At 72.8% G+C, this 22464-nt stretch carries 19 protein-coding genes; 8 read left to right on the forward strand and 11 right to left on the reverse strand.

Going from position 1 to position 22464, the window contains the following annotated elements:
- Positions 1–16: 16 nt before the first annotated feature.
- The 3 genes from AB0I68_RS01855 to AB0I68_RS01865 all read right to left on the reverse strand — a co-directional run bounded on the left by AB0I68_RS01855 (position 17) and on the right by AB0I68_RS01865 (position 4948).
- Complete coding sequence (locus AB0I68_RS01855; RefSeq protein ID WP_363175184.1) at positions 17–3148, reverse strand: efflux RND transporter permease subunit; 3132 nt, start codon at positions 3146–3148, stop codon at positions 17–19.
- Between the two features lie 209 nt (positions 3149–3357).
- Entirely contained in the window at positions 3358–4059 is a 702-nt protein-coding gene (locus tag AB0I68_RS01860) for a response regulator transcription factor (RefSeq protein WP_363175185.1), read from the reverse strand.
- 55 nt (positions 4060–4114) lie between these two features.
- On the reverse strand, positions 4115–4948 hold the full coding sequence (locus AB0I68_RS01865; RefSeq protein WP_363175186.1) for an adenosylcobinamide-GDP ribazoletransferase: 834 nt from the start codon (positions 4946–4948) through the stop codon (positions 4115–4117).
- 87 nt (positions 4949–5035) lie between these two features.
- Between AB0I68_RS01865 and AB0I68_RS01870 the strand changes: the two genes are divergently transcribed.
- Positions 5036–5806 carry a hypothetical protein gene (locus AB0I68_RS01870; RefSeq protein ID WP_363175187.1) on the forward strand — a complete coding sequence of 257 codons (771 nt, stop codon included), beginning with the start codon at positions 5036–5038 and terminating at the stop codon, positions 5804–5806.
- A 111-nt stretch (positions 5807–5917) separates the two neighbouring features.
- On the opposite strand, the gene AB0I68_RS01875 is transcribed toward AB0I68_RS01870, so the two are convergent.
- A complete protein-coding gene (locus AB0I68_RS01875) occupies positions 5918–6196 on the reverse strand; it encodes a hypothetical protein (RefSeq protein ID WP_363175188.1) in 279 nt (92 codons plus the stop codon).
- Between the two features lie 13 nt (positions 6197–6209).
- On the reverse strand, positions 6210–7004 hold the full coding sequence (locus AB0I68_RS01880; protein ID WP_361723132.1) for a PspA/IM30 family protein: 795 nt from the start codon (positions 7002–7004) through the stop codon (positions 6210–6212).
- Between the two features lie 321 nt (positions 7005–7325).
- Here AB0I68_RS01880 and AB0I68_RS01885 point away from each other — a divergent pair, with 321 nt between their 5' ends.
- Together AB0I68_RS01885 and AB0I68_RS01890 are read left to right on the forward strand one after the other, a co-directional pair.
- On the forward strand, positions 7326–7937 hold the full coding sequence (locus tag AB0I68_RS01885) for a DUF3043 domain-containing protein (RefSeq protein ID WP_363175189.1): 612 nt from the start codon (positions 7326–7328) through the stop codon (positions 7935–7937).
- Positions 7938–8038: 101 nt separating this feature from the next.
- Complete coding sequence (locus tag AB0I68_RS01890) at positions 8039–8746, forward strand: class I SAM-dependent methyltransferase (protein ID WP_363175191.1); 708 nt, start codon at positions 8039–8041, stop codon at positions 8744–8746.
- Between the two features lie 74 nt (positions 8747–8820).
- Here AB0I68_RS01890 and AB0I68_RS01895 read toward each other — a convergent pair whose 3' ends face one another.
- A complete protein-coding gene (locus tag AB0I68_RS01895) occupies positions 8821–9033 on the reverse strand; it encodes a hypothetical protein (protein ID WP_363175192.1) in 213 nt (70 codons plus the stop codon).
- Between the two features lie 104 nt (positions 9034–9137).
- On the opposite strand from AB0I68_RS01895, the gene AB0I68_RS01900 reads away from it, so the two are divergent.
- The 5 genes from AB0I68_RS01900 (at position 9138) to AB0I68_RS01920 (ending at position 15476) form a co-directional block, all read left to right on the forward strand.
- Positions 9138–10343 (forward strand): bifunctional adenosylcobinamide kinase/adenosylcobinamide-phosphate guanylyltransferase, encoded by a 1206-nt coding sequence (locus AB0I68_RS01900; RefSeq protein WP_363175193.1) that lies wholly within the window; start codon positions 9138–9140, stop codon positions 10341–10343.
- A gap of 71 nt (positions 10344–10414) precedes the next feature.
- Positions 10415–11479: a nicotinate-nucleotide--dimethylbenzimidazole phosphoribosyltransferase gene (gene cobT / locus AB0I68_RS01905; protein WP_363175194.1), complete on the forward strand. Its 1065-nt coding sequence runs from the start codon at positions 10415–10417 to the stop codon at positions 11477–11479.
- Between the two features lie 89 nt (positions 11480–11568).
- Positions 11569–13491, forward strand: a complete 1923-nt coding sequence (locus tag AB0I68_RS01910) for a phosphatidylglycerol lysyltransferase domain-containing protein (RefSeq protein ID WP_363175195.1) — start codon at positions 11569–11571, stop codon at positions 13489–13491.
- Positions 13488–14222, forward strand: coding sequence for a hypothetical protein (locus AB0I68_RS01915; protein WP_363175196.1), 735 nt, complete (start codon positions 13488–13490; stop codon positions 14220–14222). Before AB0I68_RS01910 ends, AB0I68_RS01915 begins: the two co-directional genes overlap by 4 nt.
- A gap of 81 nt (positions 14223–14303) precedes the next feature.
- Positions 14304–15476 carry a histidine kinase gene (locus AB0I68_RS01920; protein ID WP_363175372.1) on the forward strand — a complete coding sequence of 391 codons (1173 nt, stop codon included), beginning with the start codon at positions 14304–14306 and terminating at the stop codon, positions 15474–15476.
- On the opposite strand, the gene AB0I68_RS01925 is transcribed toward AB0I68_RS01920, so the two are convergent.
- From AB0I68_RS01925 to AB0I68_RS01945, 5 genes are all read right to left on the reverse strand, one after another.
- Positions 15473–16300: an endo alpha-1,4 polygalactosaminidase gene (locus AB0I68_RS01925; protein ID WP_363175197.1), complete on the reverse strand. Its 828-nt coding sequence runs from the start codon at positions 16298–16300 to the stop codon at positions 15473–15475. The two genes, AB0I68_RS01920 and AB0I68_RS01925, sit on opposite strands and share 4 nt — an antisense overlap.
- Entirely contained in the window at positions 16297–16971 is a 675-nt protein-coding gene (locus AB0I68_RS01930; RefSeq protein WP_363175198.1) for a spherulation-specific family 4 protein, read from the reverse strand. The genes AB0I68_RS01925 and AB0I68_RS01930 overlap by 4 nt, the downstream gene beginning before the upstream one ends.
- 2 nt (positions 16972–16973) lie before the next feature.
- Entirely contained in the window at positions 16974–18512 is a 1539-nt protein-coding gene (locus AB0I68_RS01935; protein WP_363175199.1) for a hypothetical protein, read from the reverse strand.
- Entirely contained in the window at positions 18509–20023 is a 1515-nt protein-coding gene (gene pelF, locus AB0I68_RS01940) for a GT4 family glycosyltransferase PelF (RefSeq protein ID WP_363175200.1), read from the reverse strand. Before pelF ends, AB0I68_RS01935 begins: the two co-directional genes overlap by 4 nt.
- Positions 20024–20128: 105 nt before the next feature.
- Positions 20129–22156, reverse strand: coding sequence for a hypothetical protein (locus tag AB0I68_RS01945; protein ID WP_363175201.1), 2028 nt, complete (start codon positions 22154–22156; stop codon positions 20129–20131).
- Positions 22157–22464 lie beyond the last annotated feature (308 nt).

Consider the following 22464-nt stretch of genomic DNA (forward strand, 5'->3'; position numbering starts at 1 on the left):
CACCCTGCCTGCGGACTCAGACCGTGGCCGGGGACTCCTCGTCCGAGACGGCCGACGACGCCGGGACCACCGTCAGGCGGGCCGAGCGCTTGGCCTCGCGCTTGGTGCGGCGGCGCTCCTTGCGGAGCTCGATCATCGTGTAGAGCGTCGGCACCAGGAGCAGCGTCAGCAGGGTCGAGCTGACCAGGCCGCCGATCACCACCACCGCGAGCGGCTGCGAGATGAACCCGCCCCCGCCGGTGACGCCGAGCGCCATCGGGAGCAGCGCGAAGATCGTCGCGAGGGCCGTCATGAGGATCGGGCGCAGCCGGTGCCGGCCGCCCTCGATGACGGCTTCGACGACGCCGAGGCCCTGGGCGCGGTACTGGTTGACCAGGTCGATCAGGACGATCGCGTTGGTCACCACGATGCCGATGAGCATCAGCATGCCGATCATCGCCGGGACGCCCAGCGGGGTGCCGGTCACCAGCAGCAGACCGAGGGCGCCGGTCGCCGCGAACGGGATCGAGACCAGCAGGATGAGCGGCTGGATCAGCGAGCGGAACGTGGCCACGAGCAGCATGAACACGATCGCGATGGCCGCGAGCATGGCCAGGCCCAGTGAGGCGAAGGCGTCGCTCTGGTCCTCGGAGACGCCGCCGATGGTGGCCGTGGCCCCCTCGGGCAGGTCCAGCGCCTTGATCTTCGTCTGGAGCGCGGCGCCGATCGCGCCGGTGTTGTCGCCCACCGGCTTCGCGGTGACGGTGGCGGCGCGGGCACCGTCGATCCGGGTCATCGAGACCGGGCCGGGGACCTCCTTGACCTCGGCGACGTCGCCGAGCCGGACCGGGCCGACGGGGAGCGCCTGCAGTTCGGCCAGGGTGGTGGCCGGCTGCGCGGACTTGATGACGATGTCCCGCTCGGTGTTGTCCAGTACGGCCTTGCCCGCCGGGTTGCCCCGTACGGCCTGGGCCACGATCGCGCCGAGGGCGGCCTGGTTCAGGCCCGCCTCGGCGGCCTTCGGGGTGGCGGTCACCGAGATCCGGGGCACGGACTGGGACAGGTCGCTCTGGACGTCGGTGACGTCGTCGAGCGTGGCCACCTCGGCCCGGACCTGCTCGGCGGCCTTGGCGAGGACGTCCGCGTCGCCCGCCTTGACGACCACGCTGAGGTTCTGGCTGCCGAAGCCGCCGCCCGCCGAGATGCTGGTGTCGCCGATGCCGTCGAGCTTGCCGAGCGCGTCCTCGATGCGCTTCTTGACGCCCTCGGAGTCGCCGGAGTCCTCCAGGGTGACCTGGTACGAGGCCTGGTTGGAGCCCGTACCGCCGCCGAAGGCGGCCAGGAAGCCGGAGGAGCCGACGGTGACCTGGTAGTCCTTGACGCCCTTGACCTCGGTCAGGGCCTTCTCCACCGTGCGGCTCGCCGCGTCGGAGGCGGCCAGCGAGGTGCCGGGGGGCAGCTGCTGCTTGACCGTCAGGACGCTCTGCTCGCCCTGGTCGAAGAAGTTGGTCTTCAGCAGCGGGGCCATCCCGAAGGTGGCGACGAGGACCGCGACCGCGACGGACAGGGTGGCGATCCGGCGGCGGGTGACCAGGCCCAGGGCCCGTACGTAGAACCGCTGGAGGCGGCTCTTCGCCTCCTTCTCCTCGGCTTCGCGCCGCGCCTTCTCCGGGTTTTCGGCCGCGCCCTCGGGCGCGCGCAGGAACCAGTACGAGAGCACCGGCACGACCGTCAGGGAGACGATCAGCGAGGCCAGCAGGGCCGCGGCGACGGTGAGGGAGAACGGGCCGAAGAACTCGCCGACCATGCCGCCGACGAAGCCGATCGGCAGGAAGACGGCGACGGTGGTGAGCGTGGAGGAGGTGACCGCGCCGGCGACCTCCTTGACCGCGGCGATGATGGCGCCCTCGCGCTCCTCGCCGTAGCCGAGGTGGCGCTTGATGTTCTCCAGGACCACGATCGAGTCGTCGACGACGCGGCCGATGGCGATGGTGAGCGCGCCCAGGGTCAGCATGTTGAGCGACAGGTCGCGGGTCCAGAGCACGATCAGCGCGAGGACCACGGACAGCGGGATGGAGACCGCGGTGACCAGCGTCGAGCGCAGCGAGGCCAGGAAGACCAGGATCACGATCACCGCGAAGAGGAGGCCGAGCAGGCCCTCGGTGGTGAGGCTGGAGATGGACTTGGCGACGGGCGGGCCCTGGTCGCTGACGACGGTCAGCTCGGCGCCTGCGCCGAGCGCGGAGCGCAGCGCGGGCAGCTTGTCCCGGACGGCGTCGGAGATCGCGACGGCGCTGCCGTCCTTGTCCATGGTGAGGACGAGGGCGAGGCTGGGCTTGCCGTTGGTCCGGGTGATGGAGACGGCCTTGGCGGGCTCCTGCTTGACGGTGGCGACGTCACCCAGGCGCACGGCCGGCTTGCCGCGGCCGGCGCTCAGGCGCAGGTCCTGCAGCTGGGACAGAGAGGTGTAGCCACCGCCGACGCGGACGGTCCGGTTCTTGCCCGCCTCGTCGAAGGAGCCGGCGGGGACGGTCGCGCCGCCCGCCTGGAGGCCCTGCGCGAGGGCGGCGCCGTCGAGGCCGGCCTCCGCGAGCTTGGCGTTGTCGGGGGTGACGGCGACCTGGAGGTCCTGGACCCCGTCGACGCTGACCTGGCGGACGCCCCCGATGTCCTCGAGGACGGGGACGACGGAACGGTTCAGCTGATCGGCGAGCGCCTGCTGGTCCTTGTCCGAGGTGACGGCCAGGACGACGGTCGGGATGTCGTCGGTGGAGCCGGCCACGACCTGCGGGTCGACCTCGGCGGGCAGCCGTACGCGGGCCCGGTTCACGGCCTGCTGGACGTCGGCGACGAGCTGCTTGGTGCCGCTGTCGCCGTAGTCGAACTTGGCCATGATGAGGGCGTTGCCCTCGCTGGCGGTGGAGGTGATGCCGGTGATGCCGTCGACGCCCTTGAGGGTGGCCTCGATCGGCTCGATGACCTGCTTCTCCACCACGTCGGGCGAGGCGCCCTGGTACGGCGCGAGCACGGACACCATCGGCAGTTCGATGGACGGCAGCAGCTGCTGCTTGAGCTGCGGGATGGCTGTGGCGCCGAAGAGCAGTGCGGTGATCGACACGAGGCCGATCAGCGCTCTTTGGGACAGGCTGAAGCGGGACAGCCAGGACATGGGTGTGGGATCTCTCTGCAGTGGCGTGCGCGTGGGCCGGGAAGGCCACGGTCCTTCAGGCTTCCGTACGCCGGCGCTCCACTGCGTCGCCCCCAGGTGCCGTCCTCATGTGCGGCATACCGCGTCCGCAGTACGCCGCCGCAGTACGCCGCCGTACTGCGTGGCTGTACTGCGTGGCCGTACGCGCGGCCGCGCCGGCGGCGGCGGGGCTATTCGGCCCGGGGCCGGACCAGTCCCGATTCGTAGGCGATGACCACCAATTGGGCCCGGTCGCGGGCGCCGAGCTTGGCCATGGCCCGGTTCACATGGGTCTTGACGGTGAGCGGGCTGACCTCGAGCCGTCCGGCGATGCCGTCGTTGGACAGGCCCGCGGCGACGTGGACGAGGACCTCGCGTTCCCGGACGGTCAGCGCGGCGAGCCGCTCGGCGTGCACGGCGGCGGGGGCGCCGGGCTCGGCGCCGCCGCCCTGGGCGAGGAACGTGGCGATGAGCCCTTTGGTGGCGGCCGGGGAGAGCAGCGCCTCGCCGGCGGCGGCCACGCGGATGGCGTTGAGGAGCTCCTCGGGCTCGGCGCCCTTGCCGAGGAACCCGGAGGCGCCGGCCCGCAGGGACTGGACGACGTACTCGTCGACCTCGAACGTCGTCAGCATGACCACGCGGACGGCGGCGAGTTCGGGGTCCGCACTGATCATGCGGGTGGCGGCGAGCCCGTCGGTGCCGGGCATCCGGATGTCCATGAGCACCACGTCGGGCCGGGTCTGCCGGGCGAGCGCGCAGGCCTGGGCGCCGTCGGAGGCCTCGCCGACGACCTCCATGTCGGGCTCGGAGTCGACCAGCACCTTGAAGGCGCTGCGGAGCAGGGCCTGGTCGTCCGCGAGCAGCACCCTGATGGTCGTCGGCGTCTCTTCCACGCCCCGACCCTACGCGGTCCCCTCCCGGGGGCGGGTCCCGCGGGGCCTGCGGGGGTCAGCCGAGGGCCAGGACCACCAGGGCCGTGGTCGCCGCGATTTCGGCGAGCGCGCCGAAGACGTCGCCCGTGACCCCGTCGAAGCGGCGTACGCACCGGCGCAGCAGGGACTCCGCCGCCGCCAGGGCGATCAGGACCGCGCCCGCGCACTGGACGGCGGCGCCCGGCCCCACCGGCAGGGCGGCGGCCCCGGCCAGGACGGCCACCAGTGCGGCGATCCCGGCGGCCGAGCCCTTGGGGAGCACCCCGGCCACCGCCGCTCCCAGCCCCTCCGGGCGGGCCGGCGGTACGCCGTCGCGGGCGGCCAGCGTCATGGCCAGCCGGGCGGTGACGGCCGCGATGACCGTCGCCAGGGCCCCGTGGACCCAGCTCTCGGCGTAGAGGTCCGCCAGTGCCCCCACCTGGGCGAGCAGCACCAGCAGCAGCGCCACCACCCCGAAGGGGCCGATGTCGGACTGCTTCATGATGCGCAGCGCCACCTCGGCCGGCTTCGCGCTGCCCAGCCCGTCGGCGGTGTCGGCGAGCCCGTCGAGGTGCAGACCCCGGGTCAGGGCGGCCGGTACGGCGACCGTGACGGCCGCCGCGAGCAGCGGGCCGCCGCCCAGAACGAGCAACAGCACGCCCGGCACGGCCGCGAGCACGCCCACGACGAGCCCGGCGAGCGGCGCACAGGCCATTCCGGTGCGGGCCGCGGGCCGGTCCCAGCGGGTGATGCGGGCGGGCAGCACGGTGAGCGTGCCGAACGCGAAGCGCAGGCCGTCGCGCAGCGAGGCGCGCTCCGCCGGCGGCGTCAGGAGCGACGCGGGGGGCTGGTCGTCGAACGAATCTTTCATCGGCGCGAACGCTACCCGCTCGCCGCGGGCGGTAAATTGCCCCATACGGGAAAAATAGGGAGCCGCCCACAAGAGGGAGCTGGCGGTATGGGTCACTGGTGGTACCGGAACATCGTCGAACCGGGGAAGCTCCCGCTCCTCCTCGCCCTGGTTTCGTTCGTGATGTCGTTCCTGATCACCCGTGTGATCACCCGGCTGATCCGGGCCGGGCGGGGGCCGTTCAGGAACGTCACCCCGGGCGGGATGCACGTCCACCACGTGGTGCCCGGCGTCGTCCTGGTGATCATCGGCGGGTTCGGGGCGGTGGGCAGCGGCCGGTACGGTTTCGGCGCCATGGCCTCCGCCGTCATCTTCGGGCTGGGCGCGGGCCTGGTGCTGGACGAGTTCGCGCTGATCCTGCACCTCGACGACGTCTACTGGAGCGAGCAGGGCCGCAAGAGCGTCGAGATCGTGGTCCTGACGGCCGCGCTCGTGGCGCTGGTGCTGGGCGGGTTCCTGCCCTTCGGCGTCAACGACCTGACCGCCGACGAGCGGCAGAGCCGCGGCCTCGTCGTCATGAACACCGCCACCAACTTCTTCCTGGCCCTGATCGCCCTGTGGAAGGGCAAGGCGCGCACCGCGTTCTTCGGCACGGTCATCCCCTTCGTGGCGCTGATCGGGGCGATCCGGCTGGCCCGGCCCGGCTCCCCGTACGCGAAGAGGTTCTACGCGAAACGCCCGCGGGCCCGCGCCAAGGCCAGGCTGCGCGCGTTCCACCACGACCGGCGCTGGGCGGCCCCGCGCCGCAGGTTCGAGAACTTCATCGGCGGGACCCCCGATCAGGAGCGGCCGGTGGTCTCGAAGCCGACGAAGCACTGAAGAGGCGCGCCCCGTACCGGCGGGGCGCCCACAACGTGGCGGCGCCCGGCCGGCCCCCCGGGAAGGGGGCGGGCCGGGCGCCGCCACGTCCGTGTCCTGCCGCCGGGAGGCTCAGCCCCGGATCAGGCCGTCGTCGCTGAGCATCTCCCTGACCTCGTCGAGCGAGGCCTCCTCCGCGGGCAGGATCAGCTCGGACGGCTCCAGCGCATCGTCCGGCAGCGGCTCGCCGAGCCGCCGTACGGCCTCGAGCAGCGCGCCCAGCGTGCGCCGGAAGCCCTCCTCGTCACCGCTCTCCATCTCCGCGAGCAGATCGTCGTCCAGCGTGTTGAGCTCGGCGAAGTGACCGTCGTCCAGCTTCCACTGGCCTTCCCCCATGATGCGGACAATCATGACGGGCCCCGTCCTACTGCTTGTCGAAGCGGTGCTGGGTCTGCGACTGCTGGGCGCTGCCCGGGGCACCGCCCTCGATGGCCTGCTGCTGCGCCGACGGGCCGCCCGCCAGCTCGGCCTTCATCCGCTGGAGCTCGAGCTCCACGTCCGTACCGCCGGAGAGGCGGTCCAGCTCGGCCTGGATGTCGTCCTTGGAGCCGAGACCGCTCTGGTCGTCGAGGGCGCCGGAGGCCAGCAGCTCGTCGATCGCACCGGCGCGGGCCTGCAGCTGGGCCGTCTTGTCCTCGGCCCGCTGGATGGCCAGGCCGACGTCGCTCATCTCCTCGGAGATGCCGGAGAACGACTCCGCGATCCGGGTCTGGGCCTGCGCCGCCGTGTACGTGGCCTTGATGGTCTCCTTCTTCGTACGGAAGGCGTCCACCTTTGCCTGGAGGCGCTGCGCGGCGAGGGTCAGCTTCTCCTCCTCGCCCTGCAGGGTCTGGTGCTGCACCTCCAGGTCGCTGACCTGCTGCTGCAGCGAGGCGCGCCGGGACAGCGCCTCGCGGGCCAGGTCCTCGCGGCCCAGCGCCAGCGCCTTGCGGCCCTGGTCCTCGAGCTTGGCGGACTGGCCCTGGAGCTGGTTCAGCTGCAGCTCCAGTCGCTTGCGGGAGGTCGCCACGTCGGCGACGCCGCGGCGCACCTTCTGAAGCAGCTCCAGCTGCTTCTGGTACGAGTAGTCGAGGGTCTCGCGCGGGTCCTCGGCCCGGTCCAGGGCCTTGTTCGCCTTCGCGCGGAAGATCATCCCCATACGCTTCATGACACCGCTCATGGGCTTCGCGCGCCCCCTTCTGACGGACTTCGCTCCAGGTCACCAGCCATGGCGATCGCCCCGGACTCCCGAGCCGACCACCATCAGAACCCACAGTACGGGCCCTGTCTCCATTACCGCACTGTTCGTGTACGGATGCGCTCCTCCTCCAGGACGACTCCGCCCCCGCCCTTGTCGGGCGTAAGGAGTAGGTGCTCCCCCGACCGGCGCCGGGGGTCCGGGAAGGCCCGACCCGCTGTACGAACCCTGCACAGGGAAGACGCCCGCCGTTGCCGGATCGTTCCCCGGCGGGGTGGGGTACCCGGCCGCAACCACGTAGGCTTGGGTTTTGTGTTTGGTAGCCGCTCCTCCAAGGAAGAGAAGGCCGCCGCCACCGACAAGGTGAGCGCCGACCTCTCGCAGCCCCGTGACCCGCAGGCCCCGAAGGGCCGCCCGACGCCGAAGCGTGCTGTGGCCCAGTCGCAGCGCAAGGCCGTGGTGGCCTCGACCGGCAATCGCAAGGAGGACGCCAAGCGTGCCCGTGAGCGCCGCCGTGTAGAGATGGCCAAGCAGCGCGAGGCGCTGGCCAGTGGTGACGAGCGCTATCTGCCCGCCCGCGACAAGGGCCCCGTCCGCCGGTTCGTCCGCGACTTCGTGGACTCCCGCTTCTCCGTCGCCGAAATGTTCCTGCCGCTGGCAGTGATCATCCTGGTGCTGACCATGGTGCGGGTGCCGTCGATCCAGAACATCGCCCTGATGCTGTGGCTCGCGGTGATCGCCCTGATCATCGTCGACTCCATCGGCATGGGCTTCCGCCTGCGCAAGGCCCTCGCCCAGCGCTTCCCCGACGAGCCGCGCCGCGGCGGCGCCGTCGCGTACGGCCTGATGCGCACCCTCCAGATGCGCCGGCTGCGCCTGCCGAAGCCGCAGGTCAAGCGGGGGGAACGGCCCTGACCGGAGGAAAGCCCGGAGCGTCCGGAGACGGCTTCGCGGGGGGCGCCAGGCTGTGGCTCGAGGGACTGGGCGGACTGCGCAACGCCGTCCGCCAGGAACTCGTGGGCCGGCAGGTCGACGAACAGATCGCGCACCGCTTCCCGGTCGGGCAGCGGCTGCGCGTCCTCGACGTCGGCATGGGCCAGGGCACCCAGGCGCTGCGTCTCGCCCGCGCCGGGCACAAGGTCACCGGACTGGAGCAGGACCCCGCCATGCTCGCCGCCGCCCAGGAGGCGCTGGCGGCCGAGCCCGCCGGGATCCAGGACCGGGTCCGGCTCATGGAGGGCGACGGCCGTGAGACCGGCGCGCACTTCCTGCCGGGCAGCTTCGACGTGGTGCTGTGCCACGGCGTGCTGATGTACGTACCCGAGCCGGACGCGATGCTCGCCGGGCTGGCCCGGATGCTGGCCCCCGGCGGACTGATGTCCCTGCTCGTGCGCAACGGCGACGCCCTCGCGATGCGGCCCGGGCTGGACGCCGACTGGTCGGCCGCGCTGGCCGCCTTCGACACCGTCGACTACACGAACCGGCTGGGCCTGGACGTACGGGCCGACCGGCTGGCCGGGCTCACGGCCACGCTGTCCGGGATCGGCGCGCCGCTGCAGGCCTGGTACGGCGTACGCGTCTTCACCGACGGGACCGAGGCCGGCGAGAACCTGCCCCCGGACGAGGAGCTGGAGCGGCTGCTGGCCGCAGAGGACCGCGCCGGGCGGACCGACCCGTACCGCGGGGTGGCGGCGCTGCTGCACCTGTGCGGCGTACGGGGCTGACCACCGCAACCCCCGCAGAACCGAGGAAGCCCGGCCCCCTGGAGGTCCGGGCTTCCTGCATCGGCGGCGGCCGCTCAGGCGCCCAGCGCCTCGCGCAGGCTCATCGCGTACAGCTCGGTGCCGTTGTCGTCGGACAGCTTCACCTTCTCGGTGCCGCCGTCCAGCAGCTCCTTCCAGTACTCACCGATCCAGGACTCCGCGTCGCCCTGCGTGGTGAACTCCTCCGGTACCACCGACGGGCTCGTCTCGGTGCCGTCGGCCGTCTCGAACCGCCACGTCCACGCCATGTCCGCCTCCGTTGCTCGTCCGCTGCTCGCACGCTTCTCGCCTTGAGTCTGCCCGCAGAGTAGCCGGGCGCGCACCAGTCTCGGCGACGCGGGAGGATCTTCTCGTGGAACTCACTCTGCTCGGCACCGGCACACCCGAAGGACTGCCCCGCCCCGGCTGTCCCTGCGCGGCCTGCGCGGTCTCCCTCGGCCCCCGGTCGCGCACCGCGACGTCCCTCCTCGTCGACGGGGCGCTACTGCTCGACCTGACCCCCGGGGCGGTGCTCGCCGGCGCCCGCGCGGGGCATTCGCTGGCCGGCGTACGGCAGGTCCTGCTCACCCATCCGCACGACGGACCCCCGGTCGAGCTGCCGCCGGGGCTGCCGGCCGCCGGGCGGGTGCCGGACGGGCGGGAGCTCGCGGTGATCAGCGGGCACCGGGTGCGGGCGGTGCCGATGGACGCGCCGGGCACCGGGTACGAGGTGACCGGGCCGGACGGGAGCCGGCTGCTGTACCTCCCGCCCGGCGGGGCGCCGGCCGGGACGGACCGAGGCGTCGGGCAGCGCCCCTACGACATGGTCCTCGCGGACGTGCTGGGCCGGCCGGAGGCGCTGGTGCGGCTGCGGGCGAGCGGCGCCGCCGGTCCGACCACGGACGTGATCGCCGTGCACCTGGACCACGACACCCCGCCGGGCCGGGAGCTGGAGCGCCGGTGCGCGGCGGCGGGCGCGCGGGCGGTGCCGGACGGGACGACGGTGACGGTGGGCGAGTACCACGCGGTGCCGGACCTGCCGCGCCGGACGCTGGTGCTCGGCGGGGCCCGCTCCGGGAAGTCCTTCGAGGCGGAGCGGCGGCTGGCGGGCTTCCCGGAGGTGGTCTACGTGGCCACCGGCGGCTCCCGGGACAACGACGCGGAATGGGCGGCGCGGATCGGCCTGCACCGGGAGCGGCGGCCGGGGAGCTGGCGCACGGTGGAGACGTGCGAGCTGGTGCCGCTGCTGGTGGAGGGAGGGCCGCCGCTGCTGATCGACTGCCTCGCGCTGTGGCTGACGGACGCGATGGACCGGGCGGGGGCCTGGGACGACGCCGTCTGGGCGGGGCAGGGGCAGAAGGAGCTCCGGGAGCGGGTGGCGGAGCTGGTGGCGGCCGTCCGGACGACCCGCCGCACGGTGGTGGCCGTCAGCAATGAGGTGGGCTCGGGGATCGTTCCCGCGAGCGCTTCCGGCCGGCGTTTCCGCGACGAACTGGGGCGCCTGAACAACGCGGTGGCCGCCGAGTGCGAGCACGTCCTGATGGTGGTGGCCGGGCAGGCGGTGGTCCTGAAGGAGTGACTCCGCACCCCGGGCTCCGAGGACGGCGGACGGGGCTTGGGGAGGGCCTTACCCGCTGTACGCTCTGGCAGATGACCACGCTGAATCTCGACGACTTCTCCGATCTGATCGAGCGCCCCGACGGGGGCGTCCGGCGTGACGCCGAGGAACGCCGTGAGCGGCTGGCCGTGCCGGCCGGGGCGCTGGGGCGGCTCGACGAGCTCGCCGAGTGGCTCGCCGCCGCGCAGGGGCGGGTGCCCGTCCGGCCGATCGAGCGGCCCCGCGTCGTGCTGTTCGCCGCCGACCACGGGATCGCCGCCGAGGGGGTGTCCGCCCGCGCCGCCGGCAGTGCGCACGAGCTGGTGCGCTCCGTGCTCGACGGGAACAGCCCCGTCTCGATCCTCGCCGGGCGGCTGGGCGCCACCGTACGGATCGTGGACGCCGGCCTGGACTGCGAGCCCGGGCTGCTGCCCGAGGACGTGGTCCGCCATCGCGTGCGCCGGGGCAGCGGGCGGATCGACACCGAGGACGCGCTCACCCTCGAGGAGGCCGACGCGGCGCTGCGGCTCGGGATGCGGATCGCCGACGAGGAGGCCGATTCCGGCACCGACCTCGTGGTCCTGGGGGACGTGAGCGTCGGGGGAACCACGGTCGCGGCGACGCTCGTCGCCGCCCTGTGCGGAACCGATGCCTCCGTGGTCACCGGGCGCGGCGGAATGCCCATCGACGACCTGACCTGGATGCGCAAGTGCGCGGCGATCCGCGACGCCCTGCGCCGGGCCCGCCCGGTCCTCGGCGACCAGGTGGCCCTGCTCGCGGCGGTCGGCGGCGCCGACGTGGCCGCGATCACCGGATTCCTGCTCCAGTGCGCGGTCCGCCGTACGCCGGTCATCCTCGACGGCGTCGTCTCGGCGGCCTGCGGGCTGGTGGCCCAGCGCGCCGCGTTCCGGGCCCCCGACTGGTGGCTGGCCGGGCAGGCCAGCGGCGAGCCGGGCCAGACGAAGGCCCTGGACCGAATGGCACTCAACCCGGTGCTCGACCACGGCGTCACTGTGGGAGAAGGAACCGGGGCACTGCTGGCTCTCCCGCTGGTCCAGGCGGCCGCCGCGCTCGCGGCGGAACTGCCGGTGCGGGCGGCGCGGGAGCCGAAGGGCTGAACGCCCGCTCCGGGGCTCCGCGGTCCGGCCGCCCGCGGTCCCCGGACCGGGCCACCCGTGGACGGCGGCGCCCCATATCATCGCGTTTCATGGGAGAGGCCCGCTTGACCAGCGCAGACATTGACCGGAACGCCGCACAGGCAGCACAGACCGCCAAGGCGGCACAAGGATCCGGCAAGGACACGAACAGCAGGAAGGACGACAGGAAGGACGAGAGGAAGGAAGAGAACGGAGGCCGGGAGACCGGCCGGGGATCCGCCCGGTCACGGCGCAGCGCCGCGTTCGCGGTCTGGTACCTGCGCGCCGTCACCTTCGTCAACTTCCTCAGCGCGGTGTGGCTTTCGCTCGGGCAGGACCTGCGCAGGCACAACACCGCCGATTTCTACACCCCGTACCTGCTCACGGCGGGCTTCGCGTCCGGCCTGTTCTCGCTGCTGCTCGCGGTCACCATGGGCCGCCGCAAGCGGGCTGCGTGGATCCTGAACCTGGTGCTCAGCGGCATGCTGCTGCTGGCCTTCGCCACCGCGGCCTTCGCCCCGTGCACCAGCGGCGACTTCAACCTCTGCTACCCGGAGTTCCGGGACCACACCCAGAACTGGGTCTCCCTCGCGCTGACCGCTGCCTTCGTCGGCGCCCTGGCGCTCGGCCGCCGGGAGTTCTACGCCAAGGGCGACCGCTCCAACCCCAAGCTGGCCACCGCCGTCGGCGCCGTCGGCCTGCTGTTCACCTCGCTGCTCGCCGCGCTGATCGTCGGCGCCGCCAACATCGACCCGGACGCCGCCGACGCCACGTTCCTGGCCCGCTGGCGGTACGGCGTGATGCGGCTGATCACCCTGGAGCCGAACGCCCGCGACTACGCGGCGATCACCACGCCCGGCTGGGTGGACATCGTCATCAACGTCATGTCGACGCTGCTGCTGATCGCCGTGCTGCTCGCCGCCTTCCGCTCGCGCCGCGCCGTCGACCCCCTCACCGAGGAGGACGAGGAGAAGCTGCGCGCGCTGCTCGCCAAGCAGGGCGACCGCGACTCCCTCGGCTACTTCGCGCTGCGCCGCGAGAAGTCCGTCATCTGGTCCCCCACCGGCAAGGCCGCCGTCACGTACCGCGTCGTCGGCGGGGTCTCGCTGGCCTCCGGCGACCCGATCGGCGACCCCGAGGCCTGGCCCGGCGCCATCGAGCCCTGGCTCGCCGAGGCCCGCGAGCACGGCTGGATCCCCGCCGTGAACGGCGCGAGCGAGGAAGCCGGGCAGATCTACGCGCGGCACGGACTGGACGCGCTGGAGCTGGGCGACGAGGCGATCGTGGAGACCGCCGAGTTCACCCTGGAAGGCCGCGCCATGCGCACCGTCCGGCAGGCGTTCAACCGTGTCAAGCGGGCCGGGTACACGGTCCGGATCCGGCGCCACGCCGACATCCCGGCCGAGGAGATGGACGAGCTGGTGCGCCGCGCCGACGACTGGCGCGACGGCGCGACCGAGCGCGGCTTCTCCATGGCGCTGGGCCGACTGGGCGATCCTGCCGACGGCCAGTGCGTGATGCTGGAGTGCACCGACGGCAACGGCGACCTGCGCGCCCTGCTGTCCTTCGTGCCGTGGGGCCCCAAGGGGCTGTCGCTGGACCTGATGCGCCGTGACCGCGATTCCGAGAACGGCCTGATGGAGTTCATGGTCATCGAACTCCTGGAACGCTCCAAGGAGATCGGCGTCACACAGGTCTCGCTCAACTTCGCGATGTTCCGTTCCGTCTTCGAACGGGGGTCCAAGCTCGGCGCGGGTCCGGTGCTGCGCATGTGGCGCTCGCTGCTGAGCTTCTTCTCCCGCTGGTGGCAGATCGAGTCCCTCTACCGGGCCAACGCCAAATACCGGCCGATCTGGGAACCGCGGTTCATGCTCTTCGAGAAGAGCTCCGACCTGCTGCGCATCGGTATCGCGGCGGGCCGGGCCGAGGGCTTCCTGGAGGCTCCCGGGCTGCCGAAGTGGCTGAACCGCAGACATCTGGAGACCAATCGTTGACGGCTTGGACGACCACCCCCCTCCGGCGGTTCGCCCGCCGCGAGTGGGGGCCCTTGTTCTGGACCGTCCGGGACGCGCTCGTCCGCGACAAGTGGCGGGCCGCCCCCATGACGCTGGGGGCCGTCTGCCTGACCTCGGTCTTCCAGATCGTCCAGAACACGTCCTGGGGGTTCCAGCCGGTCCAGAACCTCGGGTCGGTCAAAGCCGTCGACCCGCTGTGGCTGGCCCTGCTGCGCACCCCGCTGTCCCTGTTCGTCCCCGCCCTCGACCTGCCCGTGTGGGGGGCTCTCGTCCAGATCCTGCTGGTCTTCGGGATCTCGGAGATCTGCATCGGCTGGTGGCGCACACTGCTGATCGGCTACGTCGCCACCCTCGCCGGGACCACGTACGCGCGGATCGGGCTCTCGCTGGGCCCTGACCACCCCTTCGGCCTGCCGGTGTCCGACCGCGTCGTCAACGACACCGGCCCGTCGGCCGCGGTGGTCGGCCTCGCGATCTACGTGTGCTGGCGGTACCGGGCGTACCTGACGGGCGCCGTCGTGATCGCGGTGATGATCGGCGAGGTGCTGGTCAAGGACAACCTGGCGGGCAAGGAGCACCTCGCGGCCATCGCCGCCGTCATGGCCGTGTGCGTGGTCCGCGCGAAATGGGGCCCGGAACGCTCCCGGACCCCCCTCGGCCAGCGCCCGCCCCCGGCCGCCCCGCTCCCCCCGCAGCGTCCCGGCACCTGACGGGGCCGCCCGGCCGGAGGCAGGCCGTACCGTATCGGGGTGACGACAGACATCGGGCCGTTCGCCCCCACCCGGCAGTGGATGCGGGCCCATCCGCTCGCCACCGATGCCGTCCTCGCGCTCGGGGCGCTCGTCGCCATGATCGTCGGTTCCTTCGCCGATCCGCACAGCCCGCACGGGCCCGCCTTCGGAACACGGACCCCCGAGCCGTTCTCCCTGCTGCTGATGCTGCTGGGCGCGGCCGCGCTGGTGTTCCGCCGCCGGCACACCCGCACCGTGCTCGCCGTGACCATCGGGCTCTCCCTGCTGGAACTGACCACCGGCGGGCCCCGGGCCCCCGTCGCCATGTCCGCGGTGATCGCCCTGTACACGCTGGCCTCCCGCACCGACCGGCCCACCACCTGGCGGATCGGCCTGCTCACGATGGCGGGGCTGACGGGCGTGGCCATGCTCGCCGGCCCGCAGCCCTGGTACGCGCAGGAGAACATCGGCATCTTCGCCTGGACCGGGATGGCCGCGGCCGCCGGCGACGCGGTGCGCAGCCGGCGGGCGTTCGTCGACGCCATACGGGAGCGGGCCGAACGGGCCGAACGGACCCGCGAGGAGGAGGCCCGGCGGCGGGTCGCCGAGGAGCGGCTGCGGATCGCCCGCGACCTGCACGACGTGGTGGCCCATCACATCGCACTCGTCAACGTGCAGGCGGGGGTGGCCGCGCACGTCATGGACAAGCGCCCCGACCAGGCCAAGGAGGCCCTGGCCCACGTACGGGACGCGAGCCGCTCGGCGCTGAACGAGCTGCGGGCCACGGTCGGCCTGCTGCGGCAGTCCGGGGATCCCGAGGCGCCGACCGAACCGGCGCCGGGGCTGGCCGTACTGGACGAGCTGGTGGACACCTTCCGGCACGCCGGGCTGCCGGTGAAGGTGATGGTCGAGCTGGGCCGGGACCGGGACCCGCTGCCGGCCGCCGTGGACCTGGCGGCGTACCGGGTGATCCAGGAGGCCCTGACCAACGTGCGCAAACACGCGGGCCCGGAGGTCCGGGCCGAGGTCAGCGTGGTCCGGGTCGGTGCCTCGGTGGAGGTGACCGTGCTGGACGACGGCGGCACCGCCGAGGTCCCCGCGGACGAGGGCGCGGGCGGCGGCCACGGGCTGCTCGGCATGCGCGAGCGGGCCACGGCCCTCGGCGGCTCCTGCTTCGCCGGAGCCCGGTTCGGCGGCGGCTACCGGGTCCACGCCGTCCTCCCCGTGGCCTAAGGGCTGTCCGGCGGGCAGAACTGCCGCCAGGCGCCCAGTTCGTACTTCTTCTGCAGCGAGCTGAGCTCCAGTTCCTGCGAGCGCGGGCACCACTGGCCGATCCGGCCCTCGTACTCCACGTGGAAGACGGCCTTGCCCGCCGCGATGAACGGCCTGAGCTGCTCGCACTCGTCGTACTCGAAACACTGCTCGTTGACCGCGAAGTCGAAGTCCCCCACCAGCTGCGGGATCTGGTCGAGGTCGTTCTTCAGCCCGACCGCGAGGCCCCGGTCGTGCGCCAGCTTCGCGATCAGCCGGTTGTACTTCAGCTGGTCGTCGGCGGTGAGCGGGAAGCCGGTCTTGTTGCGGTAGCCGTCCATGTTGTCCGGCTCCACCGCGTCGAAGCCCTTGTTCCGGCACATGTCGAACCGCTTCGCGATCAGCGGCTCCAGCTCGGACAGCCGCCGGATGTCCAGCCAGCGCTCGCCCTCCCAGCCGTTGCCCTCGCCGAGCATCGTCTTCGGGAACGCGTCGGCGTCGGGGCGGAACTCCTCCCAGGCGCCGGTGGAGAGGTAGCAGACGGTCCGCCGGCCGGCCTTGTTCAGCCCGGCGACCTGCTCCTTGGTGGTGTTGAACCCGTCGACGTCGTACACCGCGGCCTTCACCGAGGTGTCCAGCTTTCCGGAGAGCTGCCACTGCCAGCTGACGCGGGGCTCGGGCTGCCAGCGCTTCCCCGGCGCCGGGGCGCGCGACACGTCGTCCGGCTCCTGCCCCACGGTGGTGCAGGCGGCCGGCAGGAGCAGCAGGAGCAGCAGGACCCGGCCGCGCCGGAACGAACGCGTCATCCGGCGGCCTCCAGGGCGTACGGGAGGGTCCCCCACGGGTGCGCGCCGGTCCCGGGGACCGCGCAGTGCACCGCGGCCCCCCGCTGCCGGGCGAGCTCGGCGGCGGGCGCACCCGGCGGGACGGCGTACACGAGGTGGCAGAACCGCTGGGCGGGATGGTCGGCCGTCCAGGGCGGCACCGTCGCGTCCCGGTAGGCGTCCCAGGGTCCCTCGAAGGTGACCAGCAGGTCGGCGAGTCCGGCGTAGTCGGGGTGCGGGTGGACCCCGTGGTTGAGGACGATGGTGCGGGCGCCTGCGGCCCGGGCGGCGACGGCGAGCCGCCCGTAGTGCGACAGCAGCGCCGGATCGGCGGAGGCCTGGTCGAGGAAGGCCCCGTCGGCGCCGTACCAGTCGCGGTGGCGCAGCAGGTCCTGCACCACGGCGGTGTGCGGGCGCCGCCCGTAGTCGGTGTCGGTGTACCCGAGGACGGGCACCCCGACGTCGCGCAGCCGCTCCGCGACGGCGGCGAACCGCTCGTCGGGGGCCTCCCCCGGCCCGCTGGCGGGGTTGAGGACCACCGAGTGCAGCCGGCCGGCGGAGCGGATCAGCAGCTCCCAGTCCTCGGGCCGGTCGGCGGGGTGCTCGTAGAGGGGCACCAGCAGCATGAGGTCCTTCTTCTCGTACGGGGTCATCGTCAGCGGTGGGCCGTCGCGCGGCCGAGGAGCAGGCAGACCAGCGTGCCCAGCACGGCCGCGGCCGCACCCGCCACGACGAGCTGGACCAGCCGAGGCTGCCCCAGCCCCAGGAGCAGCGCCAGGCTCTGGGCGATGGCCGCCGAGGCGCAGACCACGGCCGCGGGCCGGACCGCCCCGAAGGACTGGAGCAGCAGCCCGGTCCACATGACGGTGCCGAGCAGCAGCAGGGTCGCGGCCCGGACCCCGGTCAGGCCCGGGGCTCCCGGCCAGAGCAGGGTGCCGGCCAGCCCGAGGGCCAGCAGCACCGCCAGGTACACGGCGAGGCAGCGGCCCAGCGTGCCGAGCATCCGCTGCCAGAACCGCCGGGGCGAGCGGGCCGCCCGCAGCCCGGCGAGGCTTCCGCTGCGGAACCGGTGGAGCAGCCATTCGGCGGGCCCCATGCTGAGGGTGAGCGCCACCGCCGAGGGGGCGGCGACGGCCTCGGCGGGACCCCCGGCGAGCACCTCCCCCAGGGCGGCGTACAGCACGAGCAGGCCGGTCCCGAGGCCGAACACCCCGTACGGCACGGAGTCCCGGAGCCGGGGTCCGCGCGGGCGGTACTCCTCCTCGGCGCCCCGCAGCATCCGCCAGCGCACGGGGCCTTGGCCGGGCCGGTGTCCGGCCCGGCTCCTGATCCGGCGCACGCCGGCCCGTACGCCCTCGGCCAGCGGCAGCTCCCGTACGGCGAGGGTGCAGGCGGCCAGCAGGGAGACCAGCAGCAGGCCCACCCGTACCGGCACGGGCAGGTCGGTGAACAGCGCGAGCAGCGACCCCGCGGCCATCGGGGCGAGTGCGGCGAGCAGCACCCGCTCCCGGCCGAGGACCAGCAGCACGGTGGCGGCCCCGACGTACAGGGCCTGGCCGGCGGCGAACGCGTACGAGAACGGCGGCCCGCCGGGCACGGTCAGCGCGGCGGCGCTGCCGAGCAGGGCGCCGGCGGGGGCGCCGACGAGCAGGGTCCGCCCGGCGGCGGCCCGGTCGCCCATGCCCAGCCAGGAGTAGGCGCGGTGGGACAGGGTCTGGTCCCACACCCAGCCGATGAGCGCCCCGGCGAGCAGGGTCAGCGTCCCGGCGGGCAGCCCGAGCCGGTCCTGCGGGCCCTCCAGCAGCGGGGCGCCCAGTACGTACGCCAGACCGGGCAGCGCGAAGATCAGCCCGCGGAGCAGGCAGGCGGTGAGGGAGACCTTCCAGGGGTCGGGGACGCGTCCGGGCTCGGGGAAGGCGCGGGGCACCCGGGTATAGAGCTCCTCGGCGAGGCCGAAGGAGTCGTGGCGGCCGTAGGTGAGCCGGATGTGCTCGTCGGTCATCCCGTCGGATTCGAGGATGGCGGCGATCTCGTCGGGGTGGACGGCCGCCGCGATGAACCCGTCGAGGCGTTCGGCGAGTTCGTCCATCGGGTCGCCGGCGGGGCCGGGCTCCCCCGGCCCGGTGTGCCGGGGCCGGGGGATGGCGGGCAGTGTGTCGCCGCCGGGGACGCGCAGCCAGAGGGATCCGCTCACCACACGCTCCCGTCGGCGGCGAGTTCGCGGTACCAGGGGTCGGCGAGCCGCTGCGTCCATTCGTCGCCCTCGCGGACGGGCGGGGCGGGCTGGCCCGCGAGTTCGCGGTAGATGTGCCGGAAGCCGTCCACGGACTGGTGGAGGGTGAACTTCTCGACCACCCGCTTGCGGGACAACCGGCCCAGTTCGGCGCGGCGTTCGTCGTCGCGGAGCAGGGCGAGGGTGGCGCGGGCCATGGTCTCGGGCTCGCGCGGCGGGACGACGAGGCCGGTGTCGCCGACGGCCTCGCGCACCCCGCCGACGTCGGTGGAGACGGTGGTGCGGCCGCAGGACATGGCCTCGATGATGCTGAAGGGGAAGCCCTCGCTGATGCTGGAGAGCATCACGACGCTGCCCGCCGCGTAGGCGTTCGCGACCCGCTCGATGCTGCCCTCGTACGAGATCCCGTCGCCCACCCCGAGTTCGGCGGCGAGTTCCTCCAGGCGGAGCCTGTACTCCTCGCAGCCGGCCGGGACCGGGCCGAAGAGGCGCAGCCGCAGGGCGGGCAGCTCCTCGCGCATGAACGCGTAGGCCCGGATGAGGGTTTCGATGTCCTTGATCGGGTCGATGCGCCCGCACCAGCTGAGGGTGGGCACCTCGGGCTCGGGTCCGGCGTCGGGGAAGGCGTACGGGTCGACGCCGTTGTAGACCGTGCGGATCCGGTCGGGGGCGGCGCCGCCGCGCTCCTCCCAGCGGCGGTTGTACTGGTTGCACGGGGTGATCAGGTCCGCCTGCCGGTAGCCCTCCGTGTTGAGCTCCCGGTAGAAGCCGAGCATCAGGGCCTTGACCGGCCAGCGCTGCTGCGCGGTGCGGTAGCCGAGGTAGCGCTCGCGCAGGTAGATGCCGTGCTCGGTGAGCAGGAAGGGCACCCGGTCGAGGTACTTGGCGGCGAGGGACGGGAGGGTGGCGAGCCCGCTGCTGACGGAGTGCGCGACGCTGTCGGGCGGGATCCGTACGGAGAGCGGCCGCAGCGCGTGCTCGAGCAGGTCGGTGGCGGTGAGCGCGTCGTGGATCGTGGGCTCGGCCGCGGCGGTGACGAGGCCGGGGCGGGTCCATACGGTCATCAGCAGGCGCAGGACCGTTTCGGAGCGCAGGGCCGGGGCGAGGCGGCCGGCCCGGGCCATGACGGCGAGTTCGCGGAGGGCTTCGGAGAATCCGCCGCGTCCGGGATCGAGGAGCGACAGCAGGAGGGTTTCGTAGGTTTCCGTGAACCGGCGGTGCGCCTTGCCCCGCAGGGTCGAACGGCGGCTGCGGCCCGGCGGCGGTCCCCAGAGCGGGACCGCGGTGTGCCGGTAGACGTTGCGGGGCAGCTCCCAGGTGACCGGCTCGCGGCCGGAGCCGGTCAGGGCTATGACGTTGAAGTCGACCTCCGGCATCCCGCGTACCAGCTGGTCGCACCAGGTGCTGACTCCCCCGTGGACGTGCGGATAGGTGCCTTCGGTGAGCATGGTGACATGACGCCCGTGGCTCATGCGCTGTGTCCCCCCAGGACGGTAAAACGGGGCCGGCGCCCGTGGGTATGCGGAGCGCCGGCGCTAGGTGGTACCAGGTGGTACTGGCGTCGGATGACGCGGTGGTCAGCTGGGCAGCTTGAGCGTGACCGCGCTCTGGAGCACCTCCGGCGCGGTCCACGCCGAGCGGTTGCCGGCGTAGGCGGTGCCGAAGTCGGCGGTGCCCAGCAGGAGCTGCTTCTTGGTGCCGACCGGTGCGGTCACCGGGGCGACGACGCCGGAGGGCGCCTTGACGGTGACGGCGGTCCCGATGCGGTAGGCGGTGACCTTGCCGTCGGCCAGCGCCTTGTCCCAGGCGGCCCGGCGGCCGAGTTCGATGCCGGTGTCCTTCATGCTCTGGTTCACGATCGGCGCGCTGGGCGCGTAGAGCGCGCGGTAGGTGTCGAGGACCTGGTTGAGCACCGGGTAGAGGGTGCGGTCCTCGGCGAGGTTGGACTGGTGGACGTAGTGCGGACGCGGGTCGTTGGCCAGGACGTGGCGCAGGGCGGTCCGCGCCTCGGCCGGGACGATGTAGTCCAGGTAGCCGGTGGTGGTGTTGATCGGGGCCGGGAGGCAGGTGGAGGTCGCGGGGTTGTCCTCGCAGACTCCGCTGCCGCCGTCGGCGCGGCTGGTGTAGATCCAGTTGTACTCGTCGGCCATCTCCGCGTTGGTGCCCGTGTTGTAGTACACGTTCATCGGGTAGCGGGGGACGGTCAGGGCGGCGCCGACCGCGCGCTGCGCCGGCTCGCGCGAGTTGTCGCTGCCCGCCCACTTGACCCCGTTGTCGGCGAGCGCGCCGGCCAGGTTGGGGTTGTCCTCGGCCTGCTGCGGCAGGGTCTTGAGGCCGGAGTGCTCGCCGGTGACGAGCTCGGTGCGGTCGGTGGTGATGCCCTTGGCGGCGGCCCAGTTGTTGTTGTCGCGGATCTGGGCGGAGATGTCGGCCCGGCTCATCCAGTTGATGGCGCCCTGGTCGTTCTTGGTACAGGTCCACGGGACGGTGGTGGTGTCCTGGACGCAGCCGAGGAAGAGGTGCGTGTAGGTGTGGTTCATCCAGCGGTACTTGGCCCGGTCGGCGACCAGTTGCGCGGTGAGGGCGTCGGTGCCGCCGTTCTCGGTCTTCCACTCCTCGCCGGCGCCTGCGTTGAAGAGGAGGTCGAGTTTGAAGTTCTTGCTCGTCTGCCACTGCGCCGCGTACTGGGCGTCGGCGGCGGTCATGCGGATGGTGCTCTCCTTGCCCTCGCCGCCCGCGCAGGCGTAGTCGCCGGGCGTGCAGTTGAGGTCCTTGCTCCAGCGGGCGTCCGGGGCGAAGACGTCGTCGACGTGGACCGCGAAGTAGCTGCGGCTCTGGCCGAGGTGGACTCCCTGGGTGAGCCAGTCGACGATGCCGCGGGCCAGCAGCCGGAACTGCTGCTGGTACCGGTTGTAGCCGAAGGTGACGACCAGCTCGCTGCGGCCGTCGTGCGCGTACTCGCCGAGCAGCGAGGCCCGTCCGCCGGTGACGGGCGCGTCGAGGTAGCTGGTGTAGCCGGCCCTCGGCTTGCCCATGAACCCGTAGCTCTCTGGAATCAGGGTGGAGTTGTCCTCGAAGGTGACTTGGCCGGCGAGGTAGTCGAAGGGGCCCGCCTTGCCGGCGGCGGTGACGGCGGCCTGGGTGCCGTCGAGCTGTCCGCTGTAGCCGCCGTTGTCGGTGTATTCGAGGCCCACGCCCGGGTGGGCCCATGTGTACGCGTCGACCTGGCGGATGTTGTACGCCGTCTCGTACGCGGTGAGCGCGGCCATCTCGGCCGAGCCCTCGCCGAACGGGTTCTCGTTCGGGAGCACGACGCCCTGGTACTTGGCGCGCGGCCGGCCGTCGACCGTGTCGCTGAGGAACGCGGCGTTGATCACCGGGTGGCCGGAAACGCCCAGCACGACGCGGGTATAGGGCACTCCGGTGTCCTGGAGTTCTGCGGTGATCGCCTCGACCGAGCTGCCGCCGTCGTCGACGACGAGCACCTTCAGGTCGATGCGCGGTGTCACGGCCGCCTGTGCGGTCGCAGCGGGCATTGCCACGGACATCAGCGCTGCCGCAGCCATCGCGGCGGCAGCCCTGTTCATCCGGTTCTTGTTGACCATTTCGGCCTTTCCCCCCGCAGGCATCACTCGACTACGGCCCCATGGCGGTCGGCCGGGCCGAGGAGGCTCTGTGGAAATCATGCAAAGGGACCCCGCGTCCCCTTGCGAGAGTGGCTCGAGTCTCTCGGACCCCGTCAGGCCTCAAGGGCAAACCTGGAACAGAAGCCACAGATGGGTGAACCTGTCAGCGTCTTGATCGAACAACTTGCCCAACCTTCGAGTGGCGTACGGACCAGCCGGTACGCGTAGGCTCATTTCTGGCGGCCGTCGGGCCGGAATACGATCGCTACGGATGGCCGTCCACCCAC

Source organism: Streptomyces sp. NPDC050448 (assembly GCF_040655295.1).
In the GTDB taxonomy this organism is placed as follows: domain Bacteria; phylum Actinomycetota; class Actinomycetes; order Streptomycetales; family Streptomycetaceae; genus Streptomyces.

Bases quoted from the DNA above. Each gene is read 5' to 3' on its own strand.
- AB0I68_RS01865 (WP_363175186.1), bottom strand. From the start codon at position 4,948: ATGAAAGATTCGTTCGACGACCAGCCCCCCGCGTCGCTCCTGACGCCG.
- AB0I68_RS01855 (WP_363175184.1), bottom strand. From the start codon at position 3,148: ATGTCCTGGCTGTCCCGCTTCAGCCTGTCCCAAAGAGCGCTGATCGGC.
- AB0I68_RS01870 (WP_363175187.1), top strand. From the start codon at position 5,036: ATGGGTCACTGGTGGTACCGGAACATCGTCGAACCGGGGAAGCTCCCG.
- AB0I68_RS01910 (WP_363175195.1), top strand. From the start codon at position 11,569: ATGGGAGAGGCCCGCTTGACCAGCGCAGACATTGACCGGAACGCCGCA.
- AB0I68_RS01875 (WP_363175188.1), bottom strand. From the start codon at position 6,196: ATGATTGTCCGCATCATGGGGGAAGGCCAGTGGAAGCTGGACGACGGT.
- AB0I68_RS01880 (WP_361723132.1), bottom strand. From the start codon at position 7,004: ATGAGCGGTGTCATGAAGCGTATGGGGATGATCTTCCGCGCGAAGGCG.
- AB0I68_RS01945 (WP_363175201.1), bottom strand. From the start codon at position 22,156: ATGGTCAACAAGAACCGGATGAACAGGGCTGCCGCCGCGATGGCTGCG.
- pelF (WP_363175200.1), bottom strand. From the start codon at position 20,023: ATGAGCCACGGGCGTCATGTCACCATGCTCACCGAAGGCACCTATCCG.
- AB0I68_RS01895 (WP_363175192.1), bottom strand. From the start codon at position 9,033: ATGGCGTGGACGTGGCGGTTCGAGACGGCCGACGGCACCGAGACGAGC.
- AB0I68_RS01920 (WP_363175372.1), top strand. From the start codon at position 14,304: ATGCGGGCCCATCCGCTCGCCACCGATGCCGTCCTCGCGCTCGGGGCG.
- cobT (WP_363175194.1), top strand. From the start codon at position 10,415: ATGACCACGCTGAATCTCGACGACTTCTCCGATCTGATCGAGCGCCCC.
- AB0I68_RS01930 (WP_363175198.1), bottom strand. From the start codon at position 16,971: ATGACCCCGTACGAGAAGAAGGACCTCATGCTGCTGGTGCCCCTCTAC.
- AB0I68_RS01925 (WP_363175197.1), bottom strand. From the start codon at position 16,300: ATGACGCGTTCGTTCCGGCGCGGCCGGGTCCTGCTGCTCCTGCTGCTC.